16 protein-coding genes are annotated in these 26,300 nt (G+C 62.3%); 4 read left to right on the top strand and 12 right to left on the bottom strand.

The window, feature by feature from the left end:
* The first annotated feature begins 50 nt into the window (after positions 1-50).
* Positions 51-4,967 carry a dermonecrotic toxin domain-containing protein gene (locus SC318_RS11445; protein ID WP_320430880.1) on the top strand — a complete coding sequence of 1,639 codons (4,917 nt, stop codon included), beginning with the start codon at positions 51-53 and terminating at the stop codon, positions 4,965-4,967.
* 46 nt (positions 4,968-5,013) lie between these two features.
* Here SC318_RS11445 and SC318_RS11440 read toward each other — a convergent pair whose 3' ends face one another.
* Positions 5,014-7,389, bottom strand: a complete 2,376-nt coding sequence (locus SC318_RS11440) for an efflux RND transporter permease subunit (protein WP_320430879.1) — start codon at positions 7,387-7,389, stop codon at positions 5,014-5,016.
* 15 nt (positions 7,390-7,404) lie between these two features.
* Entirely contained in the window at positions 7,405-8,445 is a 1,041-nt protein-coding gene (locus SC318_RS11435) for a WD40/YVTN/BNR-like repeat-containing protein (protein WP_320431218.1), read from the bottom strand.
* Between the two features lie 375 nt (positions 8,446-8,820).
* Here SC318_RS11435 and SC318_RS11430 point away from each other — a divergent pair, with 375 nt between their 5' ends.
* The gene (locus SC318_RS11430) at positions 8,821-9,936 is read left to right on the top strand and encodes a Gfo/Idh/MocA family protein (RefSeq protein ID WP_320430878.1); all 1,116 of its coding nucleotides are present in this window, start codon (positions 8,821-8,823) and stop codon (positions 9,934-9,936) included.
* Positions 9,937-10,051: 115 nt separating this feature from the next.
* On the opposite strand, the gene SC318_RS11425 is transcribed toward SC318_RS11430, so the two are convergent.
* From SC318_RS11425 to SC318_RS11380, 10 genes are all read right to left on the bottom strand, one after another.
* Positions 10,052-11,755 (bottom strand): AMP-binding protein, encoded by a 1,704-nt coding sequence (locus SC318_RS11425; protein WP_320430877.1) that lies wholly within the window; start codon positions 11,753-11,755, stop codon positions 10,052-10,054.
* 31 nt (positions 11,756-11,786) lie between these two features.
* Positions 11,787-13,085 carry an acetyl-CoA C-acetyltransferase gene (locus tag SC318_RS11420; RefSeq protein WP_320430876.1) on the bottom strand — a complete coding sequence of 433 codons (1,299 nt, stop codon included), beginning with the start codon at positions 13,083-13,085 and terminating at the stop codon, positions 11,787-11,789.
* Positions 13,078-13,986: a MaoC family dehydratase gene (locus SC318_RS11415; RefSeq protein ID WP_320430875.1), complete on the bottom strand. Its 909-nt coding sequence runs from the start codon at positions 13,984-13,986 to the stop codon at positions 13,078-13,080. The genes SC318_RS11420 and SC318_RS11415 overlap by 8 nt, the downstream gene beginning before the upstream one ends.
* Positions 13,987-15,330, bottom strand: a complete 1,344-nt coding sequence (locus SC318_RS11410) for a 3-oxoacyl-ACP reductase (RefSeq protein WP_320430874.1) — start codon at positions 15,328-15,330, stop codon at positions 13,987-13,989. It abuts the gene before it with no gap.
* Between the two features lie 137 nt (positions 15,331-15,467).
* Entirely contained in the window at positions 15,468-17,993 is a 2,526-nt protein-coding gene (locus SC318_RS11405; protein ID WP_320430873.1) for an acyl-CoA dehydrogenase, read from the bottom strand.
* Between the two features lie 249 nt (positions 17,994-18,242).
* Complete coding sequence (locus tag SC318_RS11400; RefSeq protein WP_320430872.1) at positions 18,243-19,652, bottom strand: outer membrane protein transport protein; 1,410 nt, start codon at positions 19,650-19,652, stop codon at positions 18,243-18,245.
* A 126-nt stretch (positions 19,653-19,778) separates the two neighbouring features.
* Entirely contained in the window at positions 19,779-20,282 is a 504-nt protein-coding gene (gene praB, locus SC318_RS11395; RefSeq protein WP_306494895.1) for an alkane oxidation protein activator PraB, read from the bottom strand.
* A 118-nt stretch (positions 20,283-20,400) separates the two neighbouring features.
* Positions 20,401-20,895, bottom strand: coding sequence for an alkane oxidation protein activator PraA (praA, locus tag SC318_RS11390; RefSeq protein ID WP_320430871.1), 495 nt, complete (start codon positions 20,893-20,895; stop codon positions 20,401-20,403).
* Positions 20,896-21,018: 123 nt separating this feature from the next.
* A complete protein-coding gene (locus tag SC318_RS11385) occupies positions 21,019-22,299 on the bottom strand; it encodes an alkane 1-monooxygenase (RefSeq protein WP_320430870.1) in 1,281 nt (426 codons plus the stop codon).
* A gap of 300 nt (positions 22,300-22,599) precedes the next feature.
* The gene (locus SC318_RS11380; RefSeq protein ID WP_320430869.1) at positions 22,600-23,598 is read right to left on the bottom strand and encodes an alpha/beta fold hydrolase; all 999 of its coding nucleotides are present in this window, start codon (positions 23,596-23,598) and stop codon (positions 22,600-22,602) included.
* A gap of 266 nt (positions 23,599-23,864) precedes the next feature.
* On the opposite strand from SC318_RS11380, the gene SC318_RS11375 reads away from it, so the two are divergent.
* Together SC318_RS11375 and SC318_RS11370 are read left to right on the top strand one after the other, a co-directional pair.
* Positions 23,865-25,403, top strand: coding sequence for a flavin-containing monooxygenase (locus tag SC318_RS11375; RefSeq protein WP_320430868.1), 1,539 nt, complete (start codon positions 23,865-23,867; stop codon positions 25,401-25,403).
* Positions 25,400-26,290, top strand: a complete 891-nt coding sequence (locus tag SC318_RS11370) for an SDR family NAD(P)-dependent oxidoreductase (RefSeq protein ID WP_320430867.1) — start codon at positions 25,400-25,402, stop codon at positions 26,288-26,290. Before SC318_RS11375 ends, SC318_RS11370 begins: the two co-directional genes overlap by 4 nt.
* The last annotated feature ends 10 nt before the right edge of the window (positions 26,291-26,300 follow it).

Raw genomic sequence — 26,300 nt, 5'->3', positions numbered from 1 at the left:
GGCCGACACTACCTTTGGTGATGACTTCCCACCCACGTAAAGGAACGCCAATGCCTGATTCAACCCGCGACACCCCAGCCGACCTGCTGCAACAGGCGGTTGCCGCACAGTTCGCCACACGCCCGACCCTGCGCGACGTCGCCGCGCACATGCTGTCGGAGCTGCTCAAGGAAAAATTCCCGCTGCTGACCCAGCCGCCCGCCGACCTGCGCCTGGCGCAGCCGCGTGACGGCGGCGGACGGGCCTTGCTCCCGCTGTTGACCGTGGCCCTGGAGTATCTGGCCACTGACAGCTACCCGGATATGTCGACGCGTGGCGGTCTGGACGGCTACCTGAGCGACGCCACCGGCACCCGGCTCACGTATCAAACCGACGGCCCAAAAAATTATGATCTGAGCGTCATTGAGGCAGTGATCCGTGAGTTGGCCCAGGTTCTGTTCATTGGTTTTCAGGACGCCGTGACGGCGTACTGGGGCCAGGCCGGCGGCGCCAGCGACAGCCGCTGGAAATGGCTGGCGGACATGCTCCAGGCTCGGCTGCGCCGCATGGCCGTGGACCAGTTGGGCAACGACGCCGAGCCCCTCAACGTGCTCAGCGCTCTGGCCCGCTGCCCCGACCGGGAAGACCGCGTACGCCAACCATGGCCCGATAAAGCCGTGCACGCCTATACCCTGGAAACCCGCCTGAAACAGGGCAAAAAGCGCCTGAGCGTGCAGTCGGCCGACCTCTTGCTGGTCAGCGGCACGCAGGTGTTGCTGTGTGGCCTGTCCGGTCAAATCGAGCCCTTCGACAGCCTGGATGACTTTGGCGAAGCCTGGGGCGAGCGCATGGCCAGGCAGTTTGTTGCCGACCGGATTACCTGGAGTCAATACGAGCCGGACGGCAATATTTTCGAGGTGCAAGCGGCCCTTGTGCTTAACCAGCAACTGGACGACCTGGCCGCTATCAGCCTGCCCGCCAATGGCAGCGTTGAGGAACTGGAGCGACTTTTCGCCGCCGCCACCGATCCGGCGCGCCTGCTGACCGCCCTGCCCGGAGCCCGCGCACAGCCGCAGTCCTCACTCAAGGCTGCGTTGCCCGGCTGGCTGCAACGCGCTTCGCCCGCCGATCAGTTTACTTACCATCAATACGTACTCGAACAGGCCATCATCAAGCGCGAAGCCCTGGGCGATCCGCAACTGGCTGAACTGGACAGCATCGGTGCCTATACCACCTCTCACCTGAACAACCAGCTGTGCCTGGACCGCAACCAAGCCTTGCATGGCGAGCGTACCTGCACGCAAACGGCACTCGCCGACAGCTACGATGCCGACGATCTGCAACTGACGTTCCACGTGCCGGTCGGCAGCCTGGGCAGCGGCTACCTGGAGCCGGTGATGATGAGCCTGGTGGAACTGGCCCTGAAAAACTTATCCGGACGCCCCAAGGGCTCCATGACCCTGAGCCACCGCAAAGGTCGAGCGCTGGAAGCCTGGTTGACGCCGGAGTACATTTTCCAACTGGTCCAGCGGCTGAACATCGGCCTGAACTACCCCAACTACATCCGCCAGGAACTGATCGACAACATTACGGCGGCGCAAAAACGCCAGCGCCTGTTCAAGCAGCAACGCCCGTTGCAACTCAAGATGCAGGCGCTGCAATACAAACTTCAGGGGCTTAACGGGCTGACCGCACGCGGTGCGCGTTATGTGGCGGCGGTGCTCAATGAGCAGCGCGCTGGTCGCTGGGTCGGCGAAACGGAAATCGTCATGCGCCCCCTGGGATTCCTGCGCAAACCCGGTGCGAACGCCGATGTGGTGCAAAACATGTTCATCATCGAGGCCCGGGACCCGCAGGCCGGGCCTCATGTTTTGTACCGCCCCGCCTGTGCCCAGGCGTTGCGCGAGTTCAGCAGCCGTGCCGACCTGCTCGCCGCGATTGTCCAGACCGGCGAGCTGCAGGCCAGCGTGCTGGCCTGGTTGCCGGAGCACGCCAGCGCGATCTACAGCAATGGCGGGTTCCTCGAACCCCATTATGTTCGGGTCGGCATCGGTTCGGAATTCGACCTGCTGCCCAGGGTGCCGGCACCGGCAGCATTGGCCGGCGCCGACGACGAAAGTGCTGCGCAGGTGCTGCTTGCATTGAACACCGGCACGCTGCTGGAATACCTGTTCGAGTGCGAAGCGCATCAACTGCTGGACCAGGCCGAGGGAGAATCCACCTCCAATACCGAGAGCCGCTGGGAGCTGATCGTGGAAGGCATGCAACTGGGTTTCAACACGCTGCTGATGGCCGTGCGCGGGCCGCTTGCGGTGGTGGGTTGGCTGGTTCAGGTGATGCAAAGCCTGAAACAGGACCTGCCTGCCCTGGAAAGCACAGACCCCACCACCCGGGAACTGGCCTGGGTGGATGTGCTGATGAACATCGCCATGCTGTTGCTGCATCAGCGTGCGCCCGATGAGCCGGCCGTGATTGCGCCGCGCGAGGAATCTGGTACCGAACAGGCCCTGGCCAGGCTGCCCTTTCGGCGTCCGTTGGATGCACCCTCGAGCACACCGGCCACGCAGATCCGACGAGGCGCGGTGGGCCTGCCCAGCGAACCCCCGGGAGGCGGTCGCACCTTGCTGGACTTTGACCTCAGCGTTGCCGGCGACAGCGCGGTAGCGCGCATGCTGGAAAAATTGCTGGCCTACAACGTGCGCTGGCCGGACCCGGTACCGGCGCCCATCGACACCGGCCTTTACAAAGGCCTGTACCAGATCGACGGCAAGTTGCATGCCTCGGTGGGCAGCCTGCTGTTCCGTGTCAATGTCGTGCCGGGTTTTGGCGAGGTATTCATCGTTCACCCCGAAAAGATCGACCACCCCGGCATCCCGATCAGGACCGACGGCAGCGGCCACTGGCGCCTGGATCGCGGCCTGCGCCTGCTCGGCTCGGGCCCCAAGCGCATGGCCGAACTGCGCGAGCAGAAGCTTGAACAAAAAACCCAGCTGCTCACCCGTATCGGGCAGATCAACGCTGAACTGGTCGGGACCCTGGAACCCCCTGTCAGGCAGTCTTTCACTCAGATGCATAAAATGCGCGACACCCTCAGGGCCCAGCGCGACGCGCTGGTACTGGCCTGGGACGCAGTGCAACGGGCCACCCCCGCGCAGCGACCCGCGCTGGAGGCCAGTCATCAGAGGGAAATCAAGGACTACGCCACCCGCAGCGCCCTCTACCGCAGGTTACTGGACATTCTCACGGAGCGTGTGACGCCGTTGATCGAGACGCGTCAGTCGCTCTTGCCCCTGGCACAGGAACTGAAAAAGGTCACCCTCGCCGGCGCCGATATCAGGGACATGGAAAAAATCCTCGAGCAGTCGGTGGATGACGCCTTTGCCGTCTATGAATATGAACGTGAATGGTTACAAGGCCTGCAGACCTCCCGCACCGGCCAGGCCATGAGCGATCTGGTCCAGCGCATGTTCCTGGATATCTTGCTCGATGATCGGACCACCTACGATGAGTACATCGCCAAGTCGGACGAGTCGGCGGACACCTGGCAGCGCATGGCGAATGCCACCGCCAGGATGGAAACCACGTTTGAAGAACTGGCGCAGTTCTCTCTCGGCGGCGCCGCCAAACGACTGGCCTGGCTGCAGAGAATCACCGACGTGCGGCTGTTCTTTTCGGCGAACCTGAAACTCAATGCCCTGGTGCCGCTGGCGCGCGCGAGCGTGGATGTATCGAACGTCATCCTGTCTCCCCATGAAAAGCTGTATTACGACCGCCTGCGGGGCCTTGGTCTGACGCAAACCGTGTACACGCACATAGAGGTGCGCAGCAGCAACGACTACGCCCTTGAGGACCAACGTAATGTTTACGAATCCATCATCGACAAGTACCGCAGCTATGCAAACGCCCTCCAGGCCTTGAAAACGCTGAATTCCAAGCACCTGTACCCAGCTGCGGAACGCCTGCTGAAGGCGCTCGCAAACGCCCAGGCCCTGGCCGAAAGCGAGCTGGAAACAGTGGTCAGCAAACAGGAACAATTGGACGTTGCGCTGCCGGTATCGAAAACCCTGCGTCCCAAGGCGTCCACACGGCGAGTGTTCAAATCCCGTCGGCGGGGCTACCTGATCGGTGACGTGCGTGCGCCTGCCGGGCCGGTCAGCCACGAACAGATGACCATCAGCGATCCGCTCACCGGAGAAGCCGTCGCCTCGTTCCAGCAGCTCGATGGCGAGTGGGTCGATTCGGCGCCAAAGGCCGAGGCCGAACCGCCAGCCGCGCCGCCGCTTCAGACAGTGGTGGAGCTACGCACGCGGGGTCAGGAGTTGATCAGCCAGCGAACGGGCATAGAACAGCAGATCAACGCCCAGAAGCGCCAGCTCGACTCGCCTCTCACTCGGCAACAGGTCGACCCGGCTGATTGGGACACCTTGCTCACCGGCCATGCGCGCAAGTTCATTGATCTCGCCGACCGCCTGCAGCGTGATCATGGCAACAGCCCGAACGCCCAGGGGCTGATCGCTGAGTATCGCGCCCAGGCCAGAGAACTGGCGCGCCAGGCCGAGCGCGACTGCAGCGCCGCGTACAAGCAGCAGTGGCCGACGCCGCAAAGCGTGACGTACCTCTGGGATCACCAGCAGATCGACATCAACCTGACCAGCGCGGCGGACCCGGAGCGCCCTACCCTCAGCGGCGACTTCTTCACCGAATACGCGGTATACGACAAAGCTACCCGGCCGCCGCAGGTGCTGTGGTACGCGCACTTCCACTACCCGTCGGCCACCACCGCGCCGGCCAACTACAGCCGGGCGCACCTCAAGCTGCGCGAGCAGCGCAAATTCACGCAGAAGGATTTGCTCAAGCAGCACGTGCAGGAACAATTGAGCGGCGCGTCGTCAAGCGAGGAACCGGTCAAGCAGATCGTGTACGTGCTGATCAAGCCGCCGCTGGATCAGCTGTTTCTCGAGATCGCCCCGCAACCTGCCAACCCCTGAGACGGCACACCGGCAGGCGCGAAGAGGTATCGCGCCTGCCGGCGGGTCAATGGGCGAACAGCGAGTTGCCTTTCTGCCCGGCCAGCTTCTCGGGCTTGATCAAAAACCGCGCCAGCGCCGGCAGCAGCCATAGCGCACCGAACATGTTCCACAGCAGCATGAAGGTGAGCATCAGGCCCATGTCGGCCTGGAACTTGATGGCCGAGAAGATCCAGGTGCACACGCCGATGGCCAGGCACAGGCCGGTGAACAGCACGGCTTTGCCGGTGGACTTCAGCGTCTGGTAATAGGCTTCCTGCAACGGCAAGCCCGCACGCAGGAAGCTTTCCAGGCGGCTGTAGATGTAGATGCCGTAGTCCACGCCGATGCCCACGCCCAACGCCACCACCGGCAGGGTCGCAACCTTGACGCCGATGCCCATGAACGCCATCAGCGCGTTGCCCAGCACCGAGGTCAGCACCAACGGCAGCACGATGCACAGGGTGGCCGCCCAGGAGCGGAAGGTGATCATGCACATGGTGGCCACGCACAGGTACACCAGGATCAGGATGATCAGCTCCGATTCCTTGATCACCTCGTTGGTGGCCGCCTCGATCCCGGCGTTACCGGCGGCGAGGATGAATTCCAGGCCTTCCTTGTTGTTCTCCTTGGCGAAGTCCTGCACCGCATGCACCGCGCGGTCGAGGGTCTCAGCCTTGTGATCGTTGAGGAACACCAGCACCGGGGCCAGGGAGCAGTTGTTGTTGTACAGGCCATCGGCGCGGGCGATGGAGTTGTTCAGCACGTCAGGGTTGCGCGACAGGGTTTCCCATTTCAGGTTGCCCTCGTTCATGCCCTTGATCATCTGCTTGGACACGGTCACCAGCGAGATCGCCGACTGCACGCCCTCGGTGTTCTGCATTTTCCACATCAACTGGTCGATCGGCGCCATGGCTTCATAGCGCGAGCAGCCTTCGGCTTTCGTCTTGACCATCACCACCAGCACGTCGGAGCTGGTGGAGTAGTTGCTGATGATGAAGTTGTTGTCCTTGTTGTAGCGCGAATCCGGGCGCAGTTCCGGCGCGCCCTGGTCCAGGTCGCCGATCTTGAGGTTCTGGCTGTACCAGAGGCCGCCGCCAAAGGCGACCAGCGCCAGCGCGATGGAAATCGGCGCGACTTTCGGGCTGGCGAAGTTCGACAGCAGGCGCCAGAACGGGTGTTCGCGGTTCGCGTCTTTCTTGCTTTTGGCGATGGCCCGCGGGCTGATGCCCACATAGGAAATCGCCACCGGCAGCAGGATCAGGTTGGTGAACACGATCACCGCCACGCCGATGGACGCACCGATGGCCAGTTCGCGGATCACGCCGATGTCGATGATCAGCAAGGTGATAAAGCCGACCGCGTCGGCGAGGATCGCGATCATGCCCGGCAGGAACAGTTGGCGGAAGGTGCGCCGCGCGGCGGTCAGGGCGTTGTCCGCCTCGCTGGACTGCAGGGCGATGCCGTTGATCTTCTGGACCCCGTGGGAGATACCGATGGCGAAGATCAGAAACGGCACCAGCATCGAATACGGATCGAGCCCGAAGCCGAAGAAGTGCATCAGGCCGAGCTGCCAGACCACCGCCACCAGCGTGGTGCTCAGCACCGCGATGGTGCTGCGCAGGCAGTTGGTGAACCACAGCAGCAGGATCAGGGTGATGACGAAGGCGATGCCGAAGAACATCACCACCATCACCAGGCCATCGATCAGGTCACCCACCTTTTTGGCGAAGCCGACGATGTGAATCTTGACGTTGGGGTTCTGCGCTTCGAACTTGTCGCGGATCTTCTCTTCCAGTTCATGGGAGAACTTGCGGTAGTCCAGGGCCAGCAACTTGCCCTGGTCCTGCGGGTCCGGATAGGACTCCAGCAGCGGGATATCGACGATGCTCGACTTGAAATCGTTGGACACCAGGCGGCCGACCTGGCCGGACTTGAGCACGTTGTTTCGCAACTGGTCGAGGCTTTGCGGCGAGCCGTTGTAGCTCTGCGGGATCACTTCCCCGCCGGCAAAGCCTTCCTCGGTCACTTCGGTCCAGCGCACGCTGGGGCTCCACAGCGACTTGAGGCCCGAGCGGTCGACGCCGGAGATGTAGAACACCTCGTCGTTGATCTGCCTCAGGGTCTCCATGTACGCCTGGGTAAAGATGTCACCGTCCCTGGCTTCTACCGAAATACGCACCGTGTTGCCCAGGTTGGCCAGGTCGTTGCGGTGCTCCATCATCTTTTCGATGAAGGGGTGCTTGAGGGGGATCATTTTTTCAAAGCTGGTGGACGGGCGAATCAAGGTCGCCTGCCAGAACAGGAAAATGCTCACCAGCAGGCAGATAACGATCACTGCCGGGCGGTTGTTGAAGATCAGGCGCTCAAGGAAGGTCGCTTTATCGTTGTGATGACTGCTCATGCTTGCCCCGCCTTCTTATTGTTTTATCGGTTCTGCGCCAGTGGGCATTGCGACGCGAACACCACCCTGTCCGGCCAGAATCAAATTACCGTTACCCGCCGCCGTCACCGCCGACAGCGAAATGCGGTCCGGGCGGTTGAATACGCTGAAGCTCTGGCCGTCGTCGTGGCTGACTACCACGCTGCCGCCATTGCCCACCACCACGATGGAACCGTCGTCCAACAAGGTGGCGCCCGACAGGCCGAATTCGAGGGCGCCACGGGCCGCATTCAACTCAACCTGCTCCCAAGTGCTGCCGAAGTCGGTGGAGCGGTAAAGGTTGCCGCGCAGGCCGTAGGCCAACAGGGTGTGCGGTTGAGCGGTGCCGATCACGCCAAACAGCGAGCCCTCGTAGGGGCCTTCGAGCTTTTCCCAGGTCTGGCCGTCATCGCTGGAGCGGAACATGCTGCCCTGCTCGCCGACGATAAACAGGCCGGCGTCCTTGATGGAGGCGATGGCATTGAGGTGGAACTGGTCTTCGTTGTCGAGGCGCTCGCTGACGTCTTCCCAGGTCTTGCCGCCGTCGTTGGTCTCGACCAGCGCACCGTAGGCGCCCACGGCCAGGCCGTGATTGGCGTCGTTGAACCACAGGTCGAGCAACGGCGCTTCGCGCTTGAGGTCCTGGTATTGCTGGGTCCAGTTGGCGCCGCCGTCGCTGCTGGCAAGGATCTGCGCATCATGGCCGACCGCCCAGCCGTGCTTGGCATCGACGAAAAACACCGCCGTGAGCAGTTGCCGGGTGGGCACTTTGGCTTGGGTCCAGGTGCTGCCCTGGTCATCGGAATAGAGGATGTGGCCGCGATCACCCACCGCCACCAGGCGCTGGCCGGCGTGGACCACGTCAATCATCAGGCCTTTGGCGGCCTTGGGGGATTCAATCGCAAACACCGCCGCGGCGGGGGTATCGCTGGCGGCCTGGACGACGCCGGGTAACGCAACGGCTCCAAACAGCGAGAGCGCTGTGGCCAGCAACGCAAGCGTGCGTGCGGCGCGTGGGCGGCAAACAACCCAACCCATGACAGGCTCACTCATAGACCTTTCTCCCATTTATTATTGTTAGGTCGCGGTGCTTTGCGCGGGGCTCTGAAACCTGCAATCTAGAGCGCCGCAAGCAAGCTCGGGCCATCCTATCGGGCTTTGGAATCGTCTGACAATCGGCGCTACGTTATCTTTTGTTAACTGGCGGCGTTTGGCCACTCGCTGAATATAGCTGCATCAGTGGAAATGATGGTGCTACAGGACGCGGAGCGTCTCATGCGGCGTTACCACGCGGAGTGTGGGAACGATCGGGTCGTCGCGAGAAAGGTGAATTTTTATTCCATCTATTGAGTTTTGGGAATATTTATTCCATTAATACGCCTCCTGACAATAATAATCCAAAGGACCACGGCGATGCGTGAACTCGGAATCGGCTTGATCGGCACAGGCTTCATGGGGCGCGCCCACGCGCTGGCGTTCAACAATGCCAGGGCGGTGTTCGAACTGCCCGTCACGCTCAAGCTGGCTGCGCTGGCCGATGCCGACACCGAGCGGGCGCAACGTTGCGCCAGCGCTTGGGGCTTTGCCCAGGCCCATGCGGACTGGCAGGCATTGATCGACGATCCCAAGGTCGATGTCGTGGCCATCACCACGCCTAATCATCTGCACTACCCCATGGCCATGGCAGCGATCGCGGCGGGCAAGGCGGTGTATTGCGAGAAGCCGCTGGCCGTCAGCCTGGAACAGGCCGATGCCATGCGTCGCGCCGCCAGCGCGGCCGGGGTGGTGACGCGGGTAGGCTACAACTACCAGCACAACCCGATGATCGTGCTGGCGCGTCAGATGATCGCCAGCGGCGAGCTTGGCCAGATCATCAGTTTCCAGGGCGAGTTCAGCGAAGACTTCATGGCCGACCCGACCTCGCCCTGGTCGTGGCGCTGCGAGGTGGAACACGCTGGCGGCGCGCTGGCCGACCTGGGCAGTCATTTGCTGTCGATGGCCCACTACCTGGTGGGCGATGTGGTCAGCGTGTGCGCCGACACCCAGACCGTCCACGGGCAACGGCCGGCCCTCAAAGGCAGCCACGAGCTGAAGGCCATCGCCGTGGATGATCAGGTCCATGCCCTCTTGCGTTTTGCCAACGGCGCGCGCGGCACGGTGAGCAGCAGTTGGCTCAAGCATGGCTACAAGAACCACCTGAGTTTTGAAATCAGCGGCACCCTGGGCACGCTGGCGTTCGATCAGGAGCGCCTGAACGAACTGCGCCTGTGCCGCGTCGGCCAGGACGGCTTCCAGCGCCTGCTTGCCGGCCCAGCCCTGCCCGGTTACGCCGCGTTCAGCCCGGCGGCGGGCCATCAGCTTGGGTACAACGAGTTGAAGACGCTGGAGGTTCAGGAATTGATCATGGCGCTGGCGGGGCAAGGAGCCCACGGCACTGATTTCGAGGCGGCGTGGGCGGTGGAGCGGCTGGCGACGGCGATTCGCCACGCCGCTCAGCAAGATCGCTGGGTCAATGTGAACACCGTCTGAACTGTGGGAGGGGGCTTGCCCCCGATGGCGGTGGGTCATTCACTGGATGTGGTGACTGGTGTACCGCTATCGGGGGCAAGCCCCCTCCCACACTTAGAGCACCAGTGGCCTCACGTTAGCGCAAGGCGCGGCGCAGCACTTTGCCTACCGTGGTTTTGGGCAGTTCGGTGGTGCGAAATTCCACGTAGCGCGGCACCTTGTAGCCGGTCAGATACTCCCGGCAATGGGCGAGGATCTGCGCCTGGGTCAGGCTCGGGTCCTTGCGCACCACGATGATCTTGACCTTCTCGCCGGTCACGCCATCTTCCACGCCAATCGCCGCCACTTCCGCCACACCGGGGTGCATCGCCACCACGTCCTCGATTTCGTTCGGGTACACGTTGAAGCCCGAGACCAGGATCATGTCCTTCTTGCGGTCCACCAGCCGGATGTAGCCGCGCTCATCCATCACCCCGATGTCACCGGTGGACAACCAGCCCTCAGCATCCAGCACCTCGGCGGTTTCCCTGGGGCGTTTCCAGTACCCCTGCATCACTTGCGGGCCGCGCACCTGCAGTTCGCCCTGCTCGCCGACCTCGGCCAACTCGCCGTCTTCACGCACAAAGCGCACCCAGGTCGACGGCAATGGCACGCCGATGCTGCCGGTGAATTCCATTTCGCGCATGCGGCTGATGTCGATGGGGCTGATGCTCACCACCGGTGAACACTCGGTCAGCCCGTAGCCCTCGATGATCGGCAACCCGGTGACTTCCTTCCAGCGCTTGGCCACCGCCGTGTGCGTGGCCATGCCGCCGGCGATCACCATGCGCAGGTCGGAAAAGTCCCGCGCGCAGAACTCCTTGTTCTCCAGCAAACCGTTGAACAGCGTGTTGACCCCGGCAATGCCGTTGAAGCGCTCCTTGCGCAGGATCATCTGCACCCGCTTCACGTCCCGTGGGTTGGCGATCAGGATATTGCGCCCGCCCAGGCACATGAACATCAGGCAGTTCACCGTGAGGGAAAAGATGTGGTACAGCGGCAGCAAGGTGACGTTGGTCTCCTGCTGGTCCTGGTCCAGTTGGTCACCGACCCAGGCCTTGGCTTGCAACAGGTTGGCAATGATATTGCGATGGCTGAGCATCACGCCCTTGGCATCGCCGGTGGTGCCGCCGGTGTATTGAAGGAAAGCCAGTTCATCGCGGTTCAGGCTGACGGGCAGATAAGTGAGCGCCCGCCCCTGCTTGAGCACCTGGTTGAAGCGTACCGCGCCGGGCAGCCTGAAGGCCGGCACCTGCTTCTGCACGCTGCGCAGGATGAAGTTCATCGCCGCGCCCTTGAAGGTGCCGAGCAAGTCGCCGATGGCCGCCACCACCACGCGCTTGACGCTGCTGCCGGCGATGACTTTTTCCAGGGTGTGGGCGAAGTTTTCGAAGATCACCACGGTCTCGGCGCCGCTGTCCTTGAGCAGGTGCTTGAGCTCATGGGAGGTGTACAGCGGGTTGACATTGACCACCACCGCGCCGGCCAGAATGGTGCCCAACAGGCAGATGGGGTACTGCAAGCAATTAGGCATCATCAGCGCGACGCGGTCGCCCTTCTTCACCCCCTGGCCCTGCAGCCAGGCGGCAACGGCGTTGCCCTGCAGGTGCCAGTCGGCGTAGGTCATGGGCGTGCCAATGCTGACATACGCCACCCGCTCACTGAATTTTTCCAGATGTTCCAGGAACACTTCGCGCAATGAGGGATATTCCTCGATAGCCGCATCGATGTCCGCCGGCACGCCGGGCAGGTAGGCGTTCAACCAGATACGTTCGGTGTGTTCCAGGCTGATGGCGTTCATGGCAGTGTCCTTATTGTTGTTGTGGGTTGGGCTACTTTTCGACGATGGCGGTAATACCCAGCCCGCCCGCCGCACAGATCGAGATCAAGCCGCGTCCGCCGCCGCGCTCATGGATGGCCTTGGCCAATGCCGCCAGTTGCCGCCCACCCGTGGCGGCAAACGGATGACCGCAGCCAAGCGAGCCACCGTTGACGTTCATCTTGGTGCGGTCAATGACGCCCAGCGGTGCATCCAGGCCAAGCCGCTCGCGGCAGTAGTCGGGGTCTTCCCAGGCCTTGAGCGTGCACAGCACCTGGGCGGCGAAGGCTTCGTGAATCTCGAAAAAATCAAAGTCTGCCAGCCCCAGGCCTTCGCGCTTGAGCATGCGCGGTACGGCGTAGGCCGGGGCCATCAACAGGCCTTCGGTGCCGTCGACAAAATTCACCGCCGCCGTTTCGCCAGTGCGCAGGTAGGCCAGCACGGGCCAGCCATTTGCAGCGGCCCAGGCTTCGCTGGCCAGCAGCACCACCGACGCGCCGTCGGTCAGGGGCGTTGAGTTGCCGGCGGTGAGGGTGCCGCTCTGGCGGTCGAATGCCGGCGCCAGGCTGGCGAGTTTTTCCAGGCTGATATCGCGGCGCAGGTTGTTATCACGGGCCAGGCCGCGATGAGGGCTGATCAGGTCATCGAAAAAGCCGCGCTGGTACGCCGCGTCGAGGCGTTGATGACTGCACAGGGTCAATTCATCCTGGGCCAGGCGCTTGATCTGCCAGCGCTTGGCCATTTCTTCGCAGTGCTCACCCATCGACAGGCCGGTGCGGGGTTCGCCATTGCGCGGCAGCAGCGGCTTGAAGAACATCGACGGGCGCACCTTCAGCAGGCTTTTCAGCGTGTCGCCCATGCCCTTGGCCCGATTGGCCGCGAGCAAGGTGTGGCGCAGGGACTCGTTGATGCCAATCGGCGCATCGGAGGTGGTGTCCGCGCCGCCTGCAATGCCCACCTCGATCTGGCCAAGGGCGATTTTATTGGCCACCAGCAACGCCGCTTCCAGGCCCGTGCCGCAGGCTTGCTGCACATCGTAGGCCGGCGTCTGCGCCGACAATGTGGTGGACAGCAGTGACTCACGGGCCAGGTTGAAATCGCGCGAATGCTTGATCACCGCGCCAGCGACGAATTCACCCAGGCACTGGCCGTGCAGGTTGTAGCGATCCACCAGGCCTTGCAGCGCGGCCACCAGCAAGTCCTGATTGCTGTCCTGGGCATAGACGGTGTTGGATCGCGCAAACGGCAGGCGGTTGCCGCCGATGATCGCCACGCGTCGAGTCGGCGGCGGATTGAAGCTGTATTCACTCATGTAAGGCTCTCATTCCAGGCGTTTGATCCCACAGCAACAACCCGCGCATATGCGGTGTGTCGCCAGCGGCATTGCGCACTTCGAACTCACGGAGCGGGCCCGTCACCGGGCGACTCCACAGGGCGACCTGGCCGGGCAGGAAGATCGGCACCTTGAAATCGCAGTGGGCCTCGGCGCGGTCCAGGCCGCCCGGTGGCTGCTGTGCCGCCAGTGCGCGGCCCAGGGTCCACATGCCGTGGGCGATGGCGCGGCGAAAGCCGAAGAGCTTCGCGCCCATCACCGAGGTATGGATCGGATTGAAATCCCCCGAGACCTTGGCAAATCGGCGCCCCAGATCGGCGGGCAATACCCAGCGCTGGGTGCGCAGCAAGCCATCTTCCTGCAACGGCAGTGCATTGACCCACTGCTCTCCCAGCGGATCTTTCACGCCACGGCGCAGGTACAGGCTGTCACTTTCCCACACCAGGGTCTCGGCGCCGTAGGCACGGGTCGCGATGCTCAACGCCTGCCCTTTGGGGTGGGCGACCCAGCGCTCGCAGAACACTTCCAGGCGCAGCGCCTGGCCTTCATGCAGGCGCTGGTGCTGACGAATACGATTGGCCAGGTGCACCATGCCGCTGGCCGGGTACGGGAAGCTGGGCCGGATCAGCAGCATCAAGTGCAACGGGAACGCCAGCACATGGGGATAGGACAGCGGCACGCCCTGCTCGGGGCGAAAACCACAGGCACGGCCATAGGCGGCGATTGCGCCGCCCGACACCTCCACCGCCGGGCGTACCAGACGCTCCCTGGGCAATACCGGCGCGGCATCTGGCTTGGGCTTGCGCACGCCGCGCGCACCGGCGAGCAACAGTTGGGCGCGCGAAGGCGGCGGGTCGATGATCTGCGTCACGTAGTCCATTCAGGCCCCCAGCAGGCTTTGCCCGCACACCCGCACCACCTGGCCATTGACCCCACCGGACGCCGGATGCGCCAGCCAGGCGATGGTCTCGGCCACGTCCACCGGTTGGCCGCCCTGGGACAGGGAATTCATGCGCCGCCCGGCCTCACGGATCAGCAGCGGGATTTTCGCGGTCATCTGCGTCTCGATAAAGCCCGGCGCCACGGCATTCACCGTCACTTGCCGCACCGCCGCGCGCGGGGCCAGGCCTTGCACCAGGCCGATCACCCCGGCCTTGGACGTGGCGTAGTTGCTTTGCCCAAGGTTGCCGGCGATCCCGGAAATCGACGAGACGCACACGATGCGCCCGCCGGGGTTCAGGCCCTGGTGGTCCAGCAGCGCCTGGCTGAGCTGCAACGGTGCTTGAAGGTTCACCGCCAGCACACTGCGCCAGGCGGCGTCGGTCATCTTGGCGATGGTCTTGTCGCGGGTAATGCCGGCGTTGTGCACCACCACATCGAAGGCGCCGTATTGGCTGACATGCGCCTGCAGTAACGCGGCGGCATCCGGCGCGGTGATGTCCAGGGGCAACGCCGAGCCGTTCACGCTGTCGGCGGCCTGTTGCAGCGCCTGCTGCGCTTGGGGCACGTCGACGCACACCACGTGGGCACCGTCGCGCGCCAGCACCTGGGCGATGGCCAGGCCAATACCACGGGACGCGCCGGTCACCAGGGCGCGACGGCCGGCCAGCGGCGTGTCCCAGTGGATGGCGGTAGTGCTGTCGACAGGCGGCTCCAGGCGGATCACTTGCCCCGACACATAGGCCGAACGACGTGACAGAAAGAAGCGCAGGCTGCTGTCCAGCGCGTCTTCGGCGCCGGGCGCCACGTAGATCAGCTGCACGGTGATCGCCCGGCGCAACTCCTTGGCCAATGAGCGCACCAGGCCTTCGAGCGCACGCTGGGCAACGACTTGGGGCAGGTCCTGGCAGTGTTCCGGCGCGGTGCCGAGCACCACCACGCGGGCGTGTTGGCCAAGGCGTTTGGCGTTGCTGTGAAAGAAGGCATAGAGCTCGTCCAGATGCGCCAGGTCGGCCACGTTCGTGGCATCGAACACCGCGCCCTGTACCTTGACCGTGGACGGCGCCCGCAGGGTTGCCGGGGTGGCCGCGACGGTGTCAGTGGCGCTGAAAAGGCGCTGTACAGACTCAGCCAGGCGCCCTGCCCCGGCGAGAATCACCGGGTTGACCAGCCCTGGCTGGCCGCTGCGATGGCGTTGCAGTGCCAAGGGTTGCGGCAAGCCGACGGCCTGGGCCACACGGCGCCCCCAAGGGGAATTGACGAAAGTAAGGTAGCGGTCACTCATATCACCCTCCTGCGTTGAAAACCCAATCGAATGTGGGAGGGGGCTTGCCCCCGATGGCGGTCTATCAGGCACATCTGCTTGGGCTGACACACGGCTATCGGGGGCAAGCCCCCTCCCACACTGCCCCGTGTATCCCTTTAGTTCACCGAGGCGTTTTCGCTTTGGCTGGTACGACGCTTGGTGACCGGTTCCAACGCTTGTTTGCGCTGCTGCAGGGCCTCCAGCAACCCGAAGTCCTGAGGGAAATCGTCGACCTGGATGCCGTGGTCGGCGTATTCCACATAGCGTGCAAGCAACGCGTCTTCGTCGTCGCTGATCAGGTCCAGCGCCCGCGCCTTGACGCGCCAGCCGGTAAAGGCCGCAGACGAGATCGGCATCGGCGCGAGCAGGCCTTGCTTGACGGCGGGCTTGAGCCGCGCCTCGATCAACTCCACCTGGGGTAACAAGCGAAAACCCAGTTCGCCATACGCCAGCTTGTCGATTTCCGGACGGGGGATGTAGGAATTGGCCAGCAGACGGTCGCGGGTTTCGCCGGGGGTCTGCACCACCTCGGCGACTTGCGCCAACAGCTGATCCGACGGTTTGCGCAGCGGTATGCCAAACGGAAAACTCAAGGTACGCAGCACTGCCGCAGCGGCTTTGGAGGGGTAATTGTCGAGTACCTCGGCCAGCGCCTCATGGGCACGCAGCAAGGCATCCTGAGCCGCCCAATGCACCAGCGGCAAATCGGCCTGGGGCCGGCCATCGTCCTCAAAGCGCTTGAGCACGCAGGAGAGGATGTACAACTGCGACAGCACATCGCCCAGGCGCCCGGTGATACTTTCCTTGCGCTTGAGGGCGCCTCCCAGCACGCCCATGGACACGTCCGAGACCAACGCCAGCACCACCGACAGACGATTGGCCTGGCGGTAGTAGGACGCCAGCGCCGGGTCGGTCTTGGCCGGGGCAGCCAGCAGTCGACCGCCGGTCAGCGCATGCACCGCCGCGCGCACGGTATTGGCCAGCACGAAACTCACATGGCCGAACATCGCGCTGTCGAACGCCTCCAGGGCCTTGCGCCGATCCGGGTTGCGCGCCGCTTCCATTTCGCGGAACACATAGGGATGGCAGCGGATCAGGCCCTGGCCGTAGATGATCAGGCAGCGGGTCATGATGTTCGCGCCTTCCACCGTGATGGCGATGGGGCTTTGCTGGTAGGCACGGGCCAGGAAGTTGTTGGGCCCCATGCAGATGCCCTTGCCCGCGACAATGTCCATGCCGTCGTTGACGATCATGCGCGCGCGCTCGGTGACGTGGTACTTGGCGATGGCGGAGATGACCGAAGGTTTCTCGCCGGCATCCAGGGACGCCACCGACACCTTGCGCACCGCATCACAGGCATACAGGTGCCCGGCCATGCGCGCCAGTGGCGCCTGCACGCCTTCGAACTTGCCGATGGGCAGGCCGAACTGTTTACGCATCGCGGCGTAGGCGGTGGTGCCACGTACCGCGACTTTGCCCAGGCCGACGTTGGCCGACGGCAGCGAAATCGCCCGCCCCGCCGCCAGGCATTCCATCAGCATGCGCCAGCCGTTGCCGACTTGTTCGCGGCCGCCGATCACCCACTCCAGCGGGATGAACACATCCTTGCCGGTGGTGGGGCCGTTCTGGAATACCGCGTTCAGCGGCCAATGACGCCGGCCGCTGTTCACGCCCGGATGTGAGGTGGGAATCAGCGCGCAGGTAATACCCAGTGAGCCTGCAACGCCGAGCAAGCCGTCCGGGTCTTCGGCACGGAAGGCCAGGCCCAGCACCGTGGCAATCGGACCGAGGGTGATGTAGCGCTTGTCCCAGGTCACGCTGAAGCCCAGCACCTCCTCGCCTTCGTGCAAGCCCTTGCACACAACGCCTACGTCGGGGATGGCCCCGGCGTCGGAGCCGGCGTAGGGGCTGGTCAAGGCAAAGCACGGGATGTCCTCACCTCGGGCCAGACGCGGGAGGTAGTAGTTGCGCTGGGCATCGGTGCCGTAATGCAGCAACAGTTCGGCGGGGCCCAGGGAATTGGGCACCATCACCGAAATAGCCGCCGCCGAGCAACGCGTCGACAGCTTCATCACCACCTGGGAGTGGGCGTAGTGGGAGAAGCCCTTGCCGCCGTATTGCTTGGGAATGATCATGCCGAGAAAGCCGGCGTCCTTGGTGTACTGCCAGCCCTCGGGGGACATGTCTTGCCATACCTGGGTGGTTTCCCAGTCATTGGCGATGTCGCACAGGGTTTCGACTTCGTTGTCGAGGAACGCCTGCTCTTCGGCACTCAGGCTGGCCGGTGCGGCTTGCAGCAGGCGCTGCCAGTTGGGCGTGCCGCTGAACAGCTCGGCGTCCCACCACACGGTGCCGGACTCGATGGCCGCCCGTTCGGTGTCGGACATTGCCGGCATGATCGTCCGAAACAGCCCCAGGGCCTTGCTGGTCAACAGCGCCCGGCGCAGGGGTTTGATCGCCAGCAGCAAGGCCGGTAGCACCACCAGCACCGCCGCAACGCCGGCGCCGAATGCGCCGACTGCGTTGAACAGATAGCCAGCCGCCAACCATGCCAGGCCGGCGACCAGCCACGAGGTGGCAGCGGCTTGTCGATACGCCAGGGCCGTCGCCGCGGCGAAACCCACCAATAACCAGATAACCATGGGATACCTCACTTGATTCAGGGCGTGACACCCGCGTGGGTCGCTCCGATTGAGCGACGGCGTAGCGCCACACTACAAACTCGGAAAGACAAATTCAAATTTTGTTTTGAAATTTTTATTTAATGATTGGACGAAAAAATATCGGCTGAACAGGCCAGCCTTCTCCACTCAAATCCGATTGCATCAACACGGGTCGCCTATGCGACCCGTTGATCACAGGCGTGTTTCAAGCACTTCGCCTGTGGCAGATCAAAATGCGTAGGTCGCTGAAAGGCTGACAACCTCACCCTTGGCGTCTGCTTTACCATCAAGCGTTGCGCCGCCCAGACGATCCTGGTTGTGCGTCCTGAGCTTGGCCTTCTCGACGAATTGCCGCGAGTAGGCACCGTCGATGCTCAGACCAGGAACGGCACGGATGTTGTAGCCAAACCCCAGGGAGGCAAAAATACGATCACCGTCCGGGATACGCGGGTCACGCGTCGAGTTGCGAGTGGGCGTCTGGTCGGTCGCCACACCCGCGCGGAAGGTGAAGTCGTCGGTAAATTTGTAGTCGCCACCCAGCGACACCATCCAGGCGTCCTTGTAGTTATAGGGAATCGACACAATCTGCGTGCCCTCGGACTTCAAGGTCAGCGCCTTGAACGACGACCATTGCGTCCAGGTGACGCTGGCGCCCAGCGTGAGGCGGTCATTGAACTGGTGCACCCAGTCGATGGACGCGTTGGCGGGAACGTCCAGTTGCGTCGAGGCCTTGGCGCCGTTGACGTTGAGGTCCAGCCCGGGGTACGCAAGCGCTGGCAAGCCGCCTTCGATGAGCGACTTGTTGGCCTCGTCGGCATAGATGCTGTACTTGCCTTCCAGTTTGTTTTTGATCTTGGCGTGGTAGTTCAGGCCCAGGGTATCGAACTCGGTCGGCTTCCAGACCACACCGGCAAACCAGCCGACCGAGGTGTTGTCCACCTTGACCCGCATCAGTGACGAGCCTACGCCGGACGGGAATGCAATGCCGATTTCAGGCGACAACGCCGCCGCAGAATACAGGTCGAGGTTCTGACTGACGAAGCCTTTGGTGTGCTGGACAATTGCACCGGCACCCACCGAAAACTGGTCATTGACCTTGAACGACAGGGAGCCTGTGACCCCTACCGTTTCAATGCGTGTGTCGACGGCAAAATCGCGCCCGATCCAGTCCTCATCCCAGGTGGTGCGCGCACCCAGTGGTACCACCTGGCTGAGCCCGAACGCAAAACGGTCGTTGATCGGTATCACCATGAAGCCGGTTGGCAACCAGGCGGTAAAGCCGCCTTGTCCGCCATCGCCCGTGCGGGGCGTGGAACTCAGATCCGTGGGGTCGACTGCCACCGGTGCGTTGCCGGCATAGTCCGTGGCCGTGCCCTTGTATTTAACATTGATACGCGCGTAATCGACGGTGAATTGCGAAATCGTGCGGTCGATGAAAGCCATGCCGGCCGGGTTGTTGTAGGCCGAAGAAGGATCGTTCTGGAACAGTGAGCCACCACCGAAGGCACGTCCCCATCCCGGAGCGCCGAAGGTCGGCGTGGAAAAACCGCCGGCGTGTGCGTACCCGGTTGCCGTGATCAGACCGCCGAGAATTGCCAGGCTCAATAACGTACGTGCCTGTTGCTTCTTATTATTCATGCTCCACTCCTTATTGTTTTTATCCTCCGAGATCGGTTGTCCCGACCTGGCTTCCCGCAGCCAGTGCCTCTTGCGAGGCACTGGCGTCTTTCAACGTGTGATCATCACGTCAAATACTCACTGCACTTACGGGGTTACGGTAAAGGCCGGGCTTGGTGTAGCGGTCAGAGCCGTAATCTTGCAGGAACCAACCGTTTGTGCGCTGGGTACGGACAGCGTGTTGGTGGAGTTTTTGAAGCCGACGTTGATGGTCACCGGCGACGCCGAGCAGTTGTTGAGAATTTTGAAATTCACACCCGAAACCGTACCGTTGAAGGCGTCAGGACCGCCACTGGCCACATTCAAGGTCCATGGCAGGCCCAGCAACTGAGGGACACCACACAGCGCGTTGGAACCGCTGACCTGTGCACCGGTAATCGCGGCACTCGCCCCATTGGCAGCTACGGAACCGGTGAAGACGATGTTGCAAGTGACTGGCAGGTTCAACGAAGCGGGCGACGTTACCGTGATGGAACCGGCGGTGGTGAATGCGGTACCGGCAGGCGCGATGGTGGCTGCATTGGCCACCGAAACTGCACCAAAGCACAGGGCGAACGAAGTAGCACAAACGAGGGTTTTCAAACTTTTCATTATTTTTGCCTCACAGTGAATGGCGAATGATTTCGCCTGGGTAATGGCCATGAGCACGAAGTTACGGTGAAACTGCAGAACGACGCACACCAGCCAAATTCATTTCAATTCGATTGATTTATTCGACGACCTTGAAGCTGGGCGGCATCTTGATCGACACCGTTTTTATCTGACAGTCATCACCAATGGGTACATTCGCGGCTTCCAACTTTCCGGTGGCATTATCCCAAGTCCCCTCTGCCGTAGAAGGACCACACTTGCCGCCCAGGCCAAAGGCATGCACATCTACGCTGATGTTCGACATCGAGCCGCTCTTGGTGTTTTTTGCAACTAATACCCAGGGCAAGTTGATGGCTTCAACTCGGCTGCATTTGAGCCCACCCTCGAATTCAACCTTGTCGACATTCACCGATGCGCCATCGGCCGCCACCTTGCCGGCCACCTTGATGGTGCAGTCCGCGCTGATCAGCTTGCCCTTGGAAAAGCTGATGGGGCCCTGCGCGGTGAAGGCGCTGCCGGCCGGCTCAATGCGCGCAGCCTGCGCCTGCTGATAGGCAATCAGGCCCAGCGCGGCCAATACGATGTGGGTGGTGAACCTGGCAGTTACTTGCATCTGTGCGCCCTTCCCTTGAAATTATTTTTGTTCGGGTTAAACAACTTTCTTGCGTCTGAATCAGAAAACAGTGGGCGAAAGCGTCCATCTCGACCTATGGCCGATGGGGCGTCTTATTTCAAATCAGAACGGTGTGGCGCTGCCGCTGTACTTCTCCAGATACTTCAAGCGCTGCGACGGCTGCAGATTGGCCAGGCTGATATCACCGGCATAATGATTTAACACTCGATGATCCATGCGCCGCCGCCACAAGTACGGAACATAGGCCCAGACAATCATGCTTGCATAACCATAGGGAAGTTGCGGCGACTCATCAAAGTGGCGCAACGACTGATAACTACGGGTTGGATTGGCATGGTGATCGGAATGCCGCTGCAATTGAAATAAAAAGATGTTGGTGACAATCCGATTACTGTTCCAGGAGTGCCGCGGCGAACAGCGCTCATAACGACCATTGGGTAACTTCTGGCGCTTGAGGCCGTAATGCTCGACATAGTTCACCACTTCCAGCAAGGAGAAACCGTAGATGCCCTGGATGATCAGGAACGGAATCACGGCCACGCCAAGCCAGGCAATCATCGCGCCCCACAGCAGCACGCTGTACATCCAGGCGCTGAGCACGGCGTTCTTCCAGTGCCAGGCTGGCAGGCCGAGTTTGCGCAGGCGTTCGCGCTCCAGGTTCCAGGCCGAGCGTGCGCTGAACCATACCGAACGCGGCAGGAAGGCCCAGAAGCTTTCACCCAGGCGCGAACTGGCGGGGTCTTCCGGTGTGGCAACGCGTACGTGATGGCCCCGATTGTGTTCGGTGTAGAAGTGCCCGTAGAACGTCGGTGCCAGGGTGACCTTGGCCAGGAACACTTCCAGCGGCTTGGGTTTGTGCCCCAGTTCATGGGCAGTATTGATGGCGATGCCGGTAGCGGCGCCGGTGGACATCGCCATGCCCAGATAGGTAAACACGCCGACTTCACCGTGCAGCTCAGTGCGTGCGGTGATGAAAGCAGCGGCTTTTGCCGCCCAACTCGACGGGTCGAGCGAGGCGGTCGCGTGCATGAGCCCGCCGCCGATAATCCAGTCGATGCCGCCGGCGGCGAGCCAACCGGTGACCACCACCGAGGCGATCACAAACAGCACGCCGGTGTAGACGATCCAGCGGTAGTAGCTTTGGGATTCAAGGTGGCTGACGGCGGATTCAGGCGGGTTGCTGATGTCTTCACCCAACAGGCCGTCGATCAGAGGGATCAAGCCGAAGATCACCAGTACACCGACCCACCACAGTTGCTGAATACCGGTGCCGATGGCCAGGGCACCTGAGAGCAGTGGGGTCGCCAGGGGCATGATGCCGAGCCACCAGAGGTGACGCTTGCCGTCGGCCCACACATTTGGCGCAGCGAGGGTGGCGTTCATGGCAACCTCCGAACGCGTACGAAGGCGGCCGAGAGGGTTACGCAGCGCTGAACACTGCGAGAAGTCATACATGCGATAAAAGGCGTTTTTTTCATTATTTTATTCGCTCTTAGGCATTTCAAAAACTGTTTCAAAATAGAAATTGAAATAATTTTTTTAAATAAATAGCGCGGAATCGTTAGGTCGTCAACAGGTTTATCCACGCCTTTTTCCCGTGACCGGACAGTCTCTTTTCAAGTGCTGCGGTCAGGTGTCTAGGGCAGGCGTTGACGGGTTGGAACCGCGGATCGGATGGCATGTTTATTTGCTCGCCATGGCAAACGGCGCCTGCAATACGGTGGCGCCTGGCGCAGGTCGAACCCGTTTGGCAACCTGTTCAACCAACGCCGCCACGCGTTCCGGGGCGGTAATCGGCAACATGTGCCCGCGGTTCTCTACCACTTGCAGCTTCAGCCCTGGCACCGTGCTGGCCAAGCCCTGACCGTGTTTCTGGAAGTCGAGCACGTTGTCCCTGGCGCCGTAGATAAGGCCGATCGGCAGCGTCAGTTGCGGGTAGCGCTTGAGCATGCCGGGCAAGTGATCGTTCACCCGGTTGATCTCAGTGGACGCTGCGTAGAAATTGTCGGGACGCATACCCAGCAAACCACCACCACGGGTGGCGAAGTCTGGCGGGGCGGCATCGGGGGCGAATACGCCCTTGACCACCGAGCCCTGGGTCAGCAGGCCGACGGGCATCGTCACGGTGCGCGACATCCAGCGTCGCAACCAGGCGGGGCGCACCGCCAATGCCAGGAACACCAACGGCAACATGCGCTGGGGATGGGTCAGCGGCGCCACCAGGATCAGGCCGGACACCGCGTGGGGATGATCGAGGGCCAATGCCAGGGCAATCGCACCGCCCAGGGAGTGCCCGAGCACCAGCGGTTGGTCCAGGTCGAGGGTCTTGATAAAGGCGGCCATCTGGCGTGCCTGGGCGGGAAGGTCTGCCGCCGTGCCACTGCGCCGACTGGAATAGCCCGACCCTGGGCGGTCCACGCTGATCACGCGAAATTGCCCGCGTAACTGAGCGGATAACGCGTAGGTCAGATTGCGGCTGCTGCCCATCAGCCCGTGAATCATCACCAGCGCCGGGCCCTGGCCTTCTTCTACATAATGAAAGCGCTCGCCATTCACTTCGACCAAGCGCCCGTTGATCGGAACGGCCGCTTCAATGCGCCCTGTCATCCAGGCGCTGAACGCCCACAACACAGCGCTCGCAGCTACCACCACACCCGCAGCGACAACCCACTCGACAGCCATAGTTCGGTCCTCTGCTTCCCTGCCGCTGACGACCTGATCGGGATTGATCATGGCCTCAGCCTTCGTCCACACCCTGGACTCAACTTCAGTGTCGTCTGTCGGACAAGTCCCACAGATCGAACAAGGTCCTAGCGTAGGCGAAATTTTCAGGTAGATTATTTAAAATCTTTTTTAAAATAATTAATTCAATTTTCCTTTGCAATGGTGTTCTATCTAAAACGCAAAACAAAAACCGGAGCGCATCCGATGCCCACCAAGGACAGCCTATGAACGCCCACAGCGACACCATCGACATCGCCATCATCGGCTCAGGCTTCGCCGGCCTGTGCATGGCGATCAAACTCAAGCAGGCAGGATTGACCGATTTCTTCGTTGCCGAGCAGGCCGATACGCTTGGCGGTACGTGGCGGGACAACCACTACCCTGGCTGTGCCTGCGACGTGCAGTCCCATGTCTACTCGTTTTCCTTCGCCCCCAACCCCGACTGGACGCGCCAATTTGCCCCGCAAGCGGAGATTCGCGCTTACCTGGAGCACTGCGCCCAGCGTTTCGAGCTGGCGCCGTACCTGCGTTTCGGTACAGGCCTGCAACGGGCGGTGTTCGATGAACAGCAGCAGCGCTGGCAACTGACGTTCAGCGATGGTCGACAGGTCAGTGCGCGAGTCCTGGTGTCGGGCATGGGCGGCCTGTCGCGCCCGGCACTGCCGGATATTCCCGGTTTGGAGAGTTTCAGGGGCAAGCGTTTTCACTCGCAGCAGTGGGACCATGACTACAGTCTCAAGGGCAAGCGCGTGGCAGTGATCGGCACCGGCGCCAGTGCGATACAGTTCGTTCCGCAGATCGCGCCGCACGTGGCGCATCTTGACCTGTTCCAGCGCACCCCGCCCTGGATCATGCCCAAGCCCGACCGGCCGATCTCAAGGGTCGAGCGCTGGCTGTTCAAGCATCTGCCGTTTACCCAAAAACTGGTGCGCGGCGCCTTTTATTGGACGTTGGAAGGCCGCGTGGTGGGCTTTGCCCTGCACCCACGCCTGATGAAAATGGTGCAGAAAATCGCCCTGCGTCATTTGCGCAAACAGGTGGCCCGCCCTTCCCTGCGCAAGATCCTCACACCGGACTACACCATCGGCTGCAAGCGCGTGCTGATCTCCAACGACTACTACCCCGCGCTGTCGCGCAGCAATGTCGAGGTAGTGACCGACGCCGTGCTGCGCATCGAAGCCGATGGCGTGATCACCCGCGACGGCATCAAGCACCCCGCCGATTGCCTGATTTTCGGCACCGGGTTCCAGGCCGCCGATCCCCTGCCCCGTGATTGCATCATCGGGCGCAACGGCGTCGACCTGATGGACACCTGGCGCGACGGCGCCCATGCCTACAAGGGCACGACGGTGCCGGGCTATCCCAACCTGTTCCTCATCGTCGGACCCAATACCGGCCTGGGGCACAACTCGATGATCCTGATGATCGAGGCCCAGGTCACTTACATCCTGGATGCGTTGCAACAGATGCAGCGCCAGCGCATCGCCGTGGTGGACGTCAAACCCGCCGTGGAGCAGGCCTACAACGCGCAACTGCAGGACAAGCTCAAGCGCACCATCTGGAATACTGGCGGTTGCCAGAGCTGGTACCTCGACCCGCGCACCGGCAAGAACACCACGCTGTGGCCCGCCTCGACGTGGCGTTTCAAGCAGGTCACCCGGCAGTTTGCGCTCAAGGATTATGACGTCAGCCGGGCACCGGTTGCGTCCATCCCGCGCACAGTGCAAACCCCTCATTGCGCCCCGGAAGGCAGTCTGTCATGAAGTCATTCAGCGGCCGCGTCGCGGCGATTACGGGAGCGGCCTCCGGCATGGGCCGTGCACTGGCCCTGGCCCTGGCACGGGAAGGCTGCCACCTGGCCCTGGCCGACAAGAACAGCCAGGGACTGGAGCACACACGAGACCTGATCAGGACGTCGACCCTGTCGCCGGTGAGCGTTACCACCCAGGTACTGGATGTCGCCGACCGCCAAGCCATGCTCGACTGGGCGGCGCGGTGCGCAGCCGAGCATGGCCAGGTCAACCTGATCTTCAATAATGCCGGGGTGGCGCTGTCGAGCACCGTGGAAGGCGTGGACTATGCCGACCTGGAGTGGATTGTCGGCATCAATTTCTGGGGGGTGGTGCACGGCACCAAGGCGTTCCTGCCTTACCTCAAGGCCAGCGGCGAAGGGCATATCATCAACACCTCCAGTGTGTTCGGCCTGTTCGCCCAGCCCGGGATGAGTGGCTATAACGCCAGCAAGTTCGCGGTACGCGGTTTTACCGAAGCGCTGCGCCAGGAGCTGGACTTGCAGCGCTGCGGCGTCAGCGCCACCTGCGTGCATCCCGGCGGGATTCGTACCGATATCTGCCGCAGCAGCCGTATCGACGCGAACATGACCGGCTTTTTGATTCACAGCGAACAGCAAGCGCGCGCCGATTTCGAAAAGCTGTTTATCACCGATGCCGATCAGGCCGCCAAGGTGATTCTGCAAAGTGTGCGCAAAAACAAACGCCGCGTGCTGATCGGCCGCGATGCGTATTTCCTCGACCTGCTCGCCCGTTGCCTGCCGGCGGCCTATCAAGCGCTGGTGGTGTTTGCCAGCAAGCGCATGGCCCCCAAACCGCGCACGCCCGTGTTTGAAACCAACGACGAGCCTCGCCTCTGAACAGGAGCAC

The organism is Pseudomonas sp. MUP55 (assembly GCF_034043515.1).
Classification (GTDB): Bacteria; Pseudomonadota; Gammaproteobacteria; order Pseudomonadales; family Pseudomonadaceae; genus Aquipseudomonas.
Note: the sequence above shows the minus strand (reverse complement) of the source record. Positions and strands in the feature narration are given on the sequence as shown.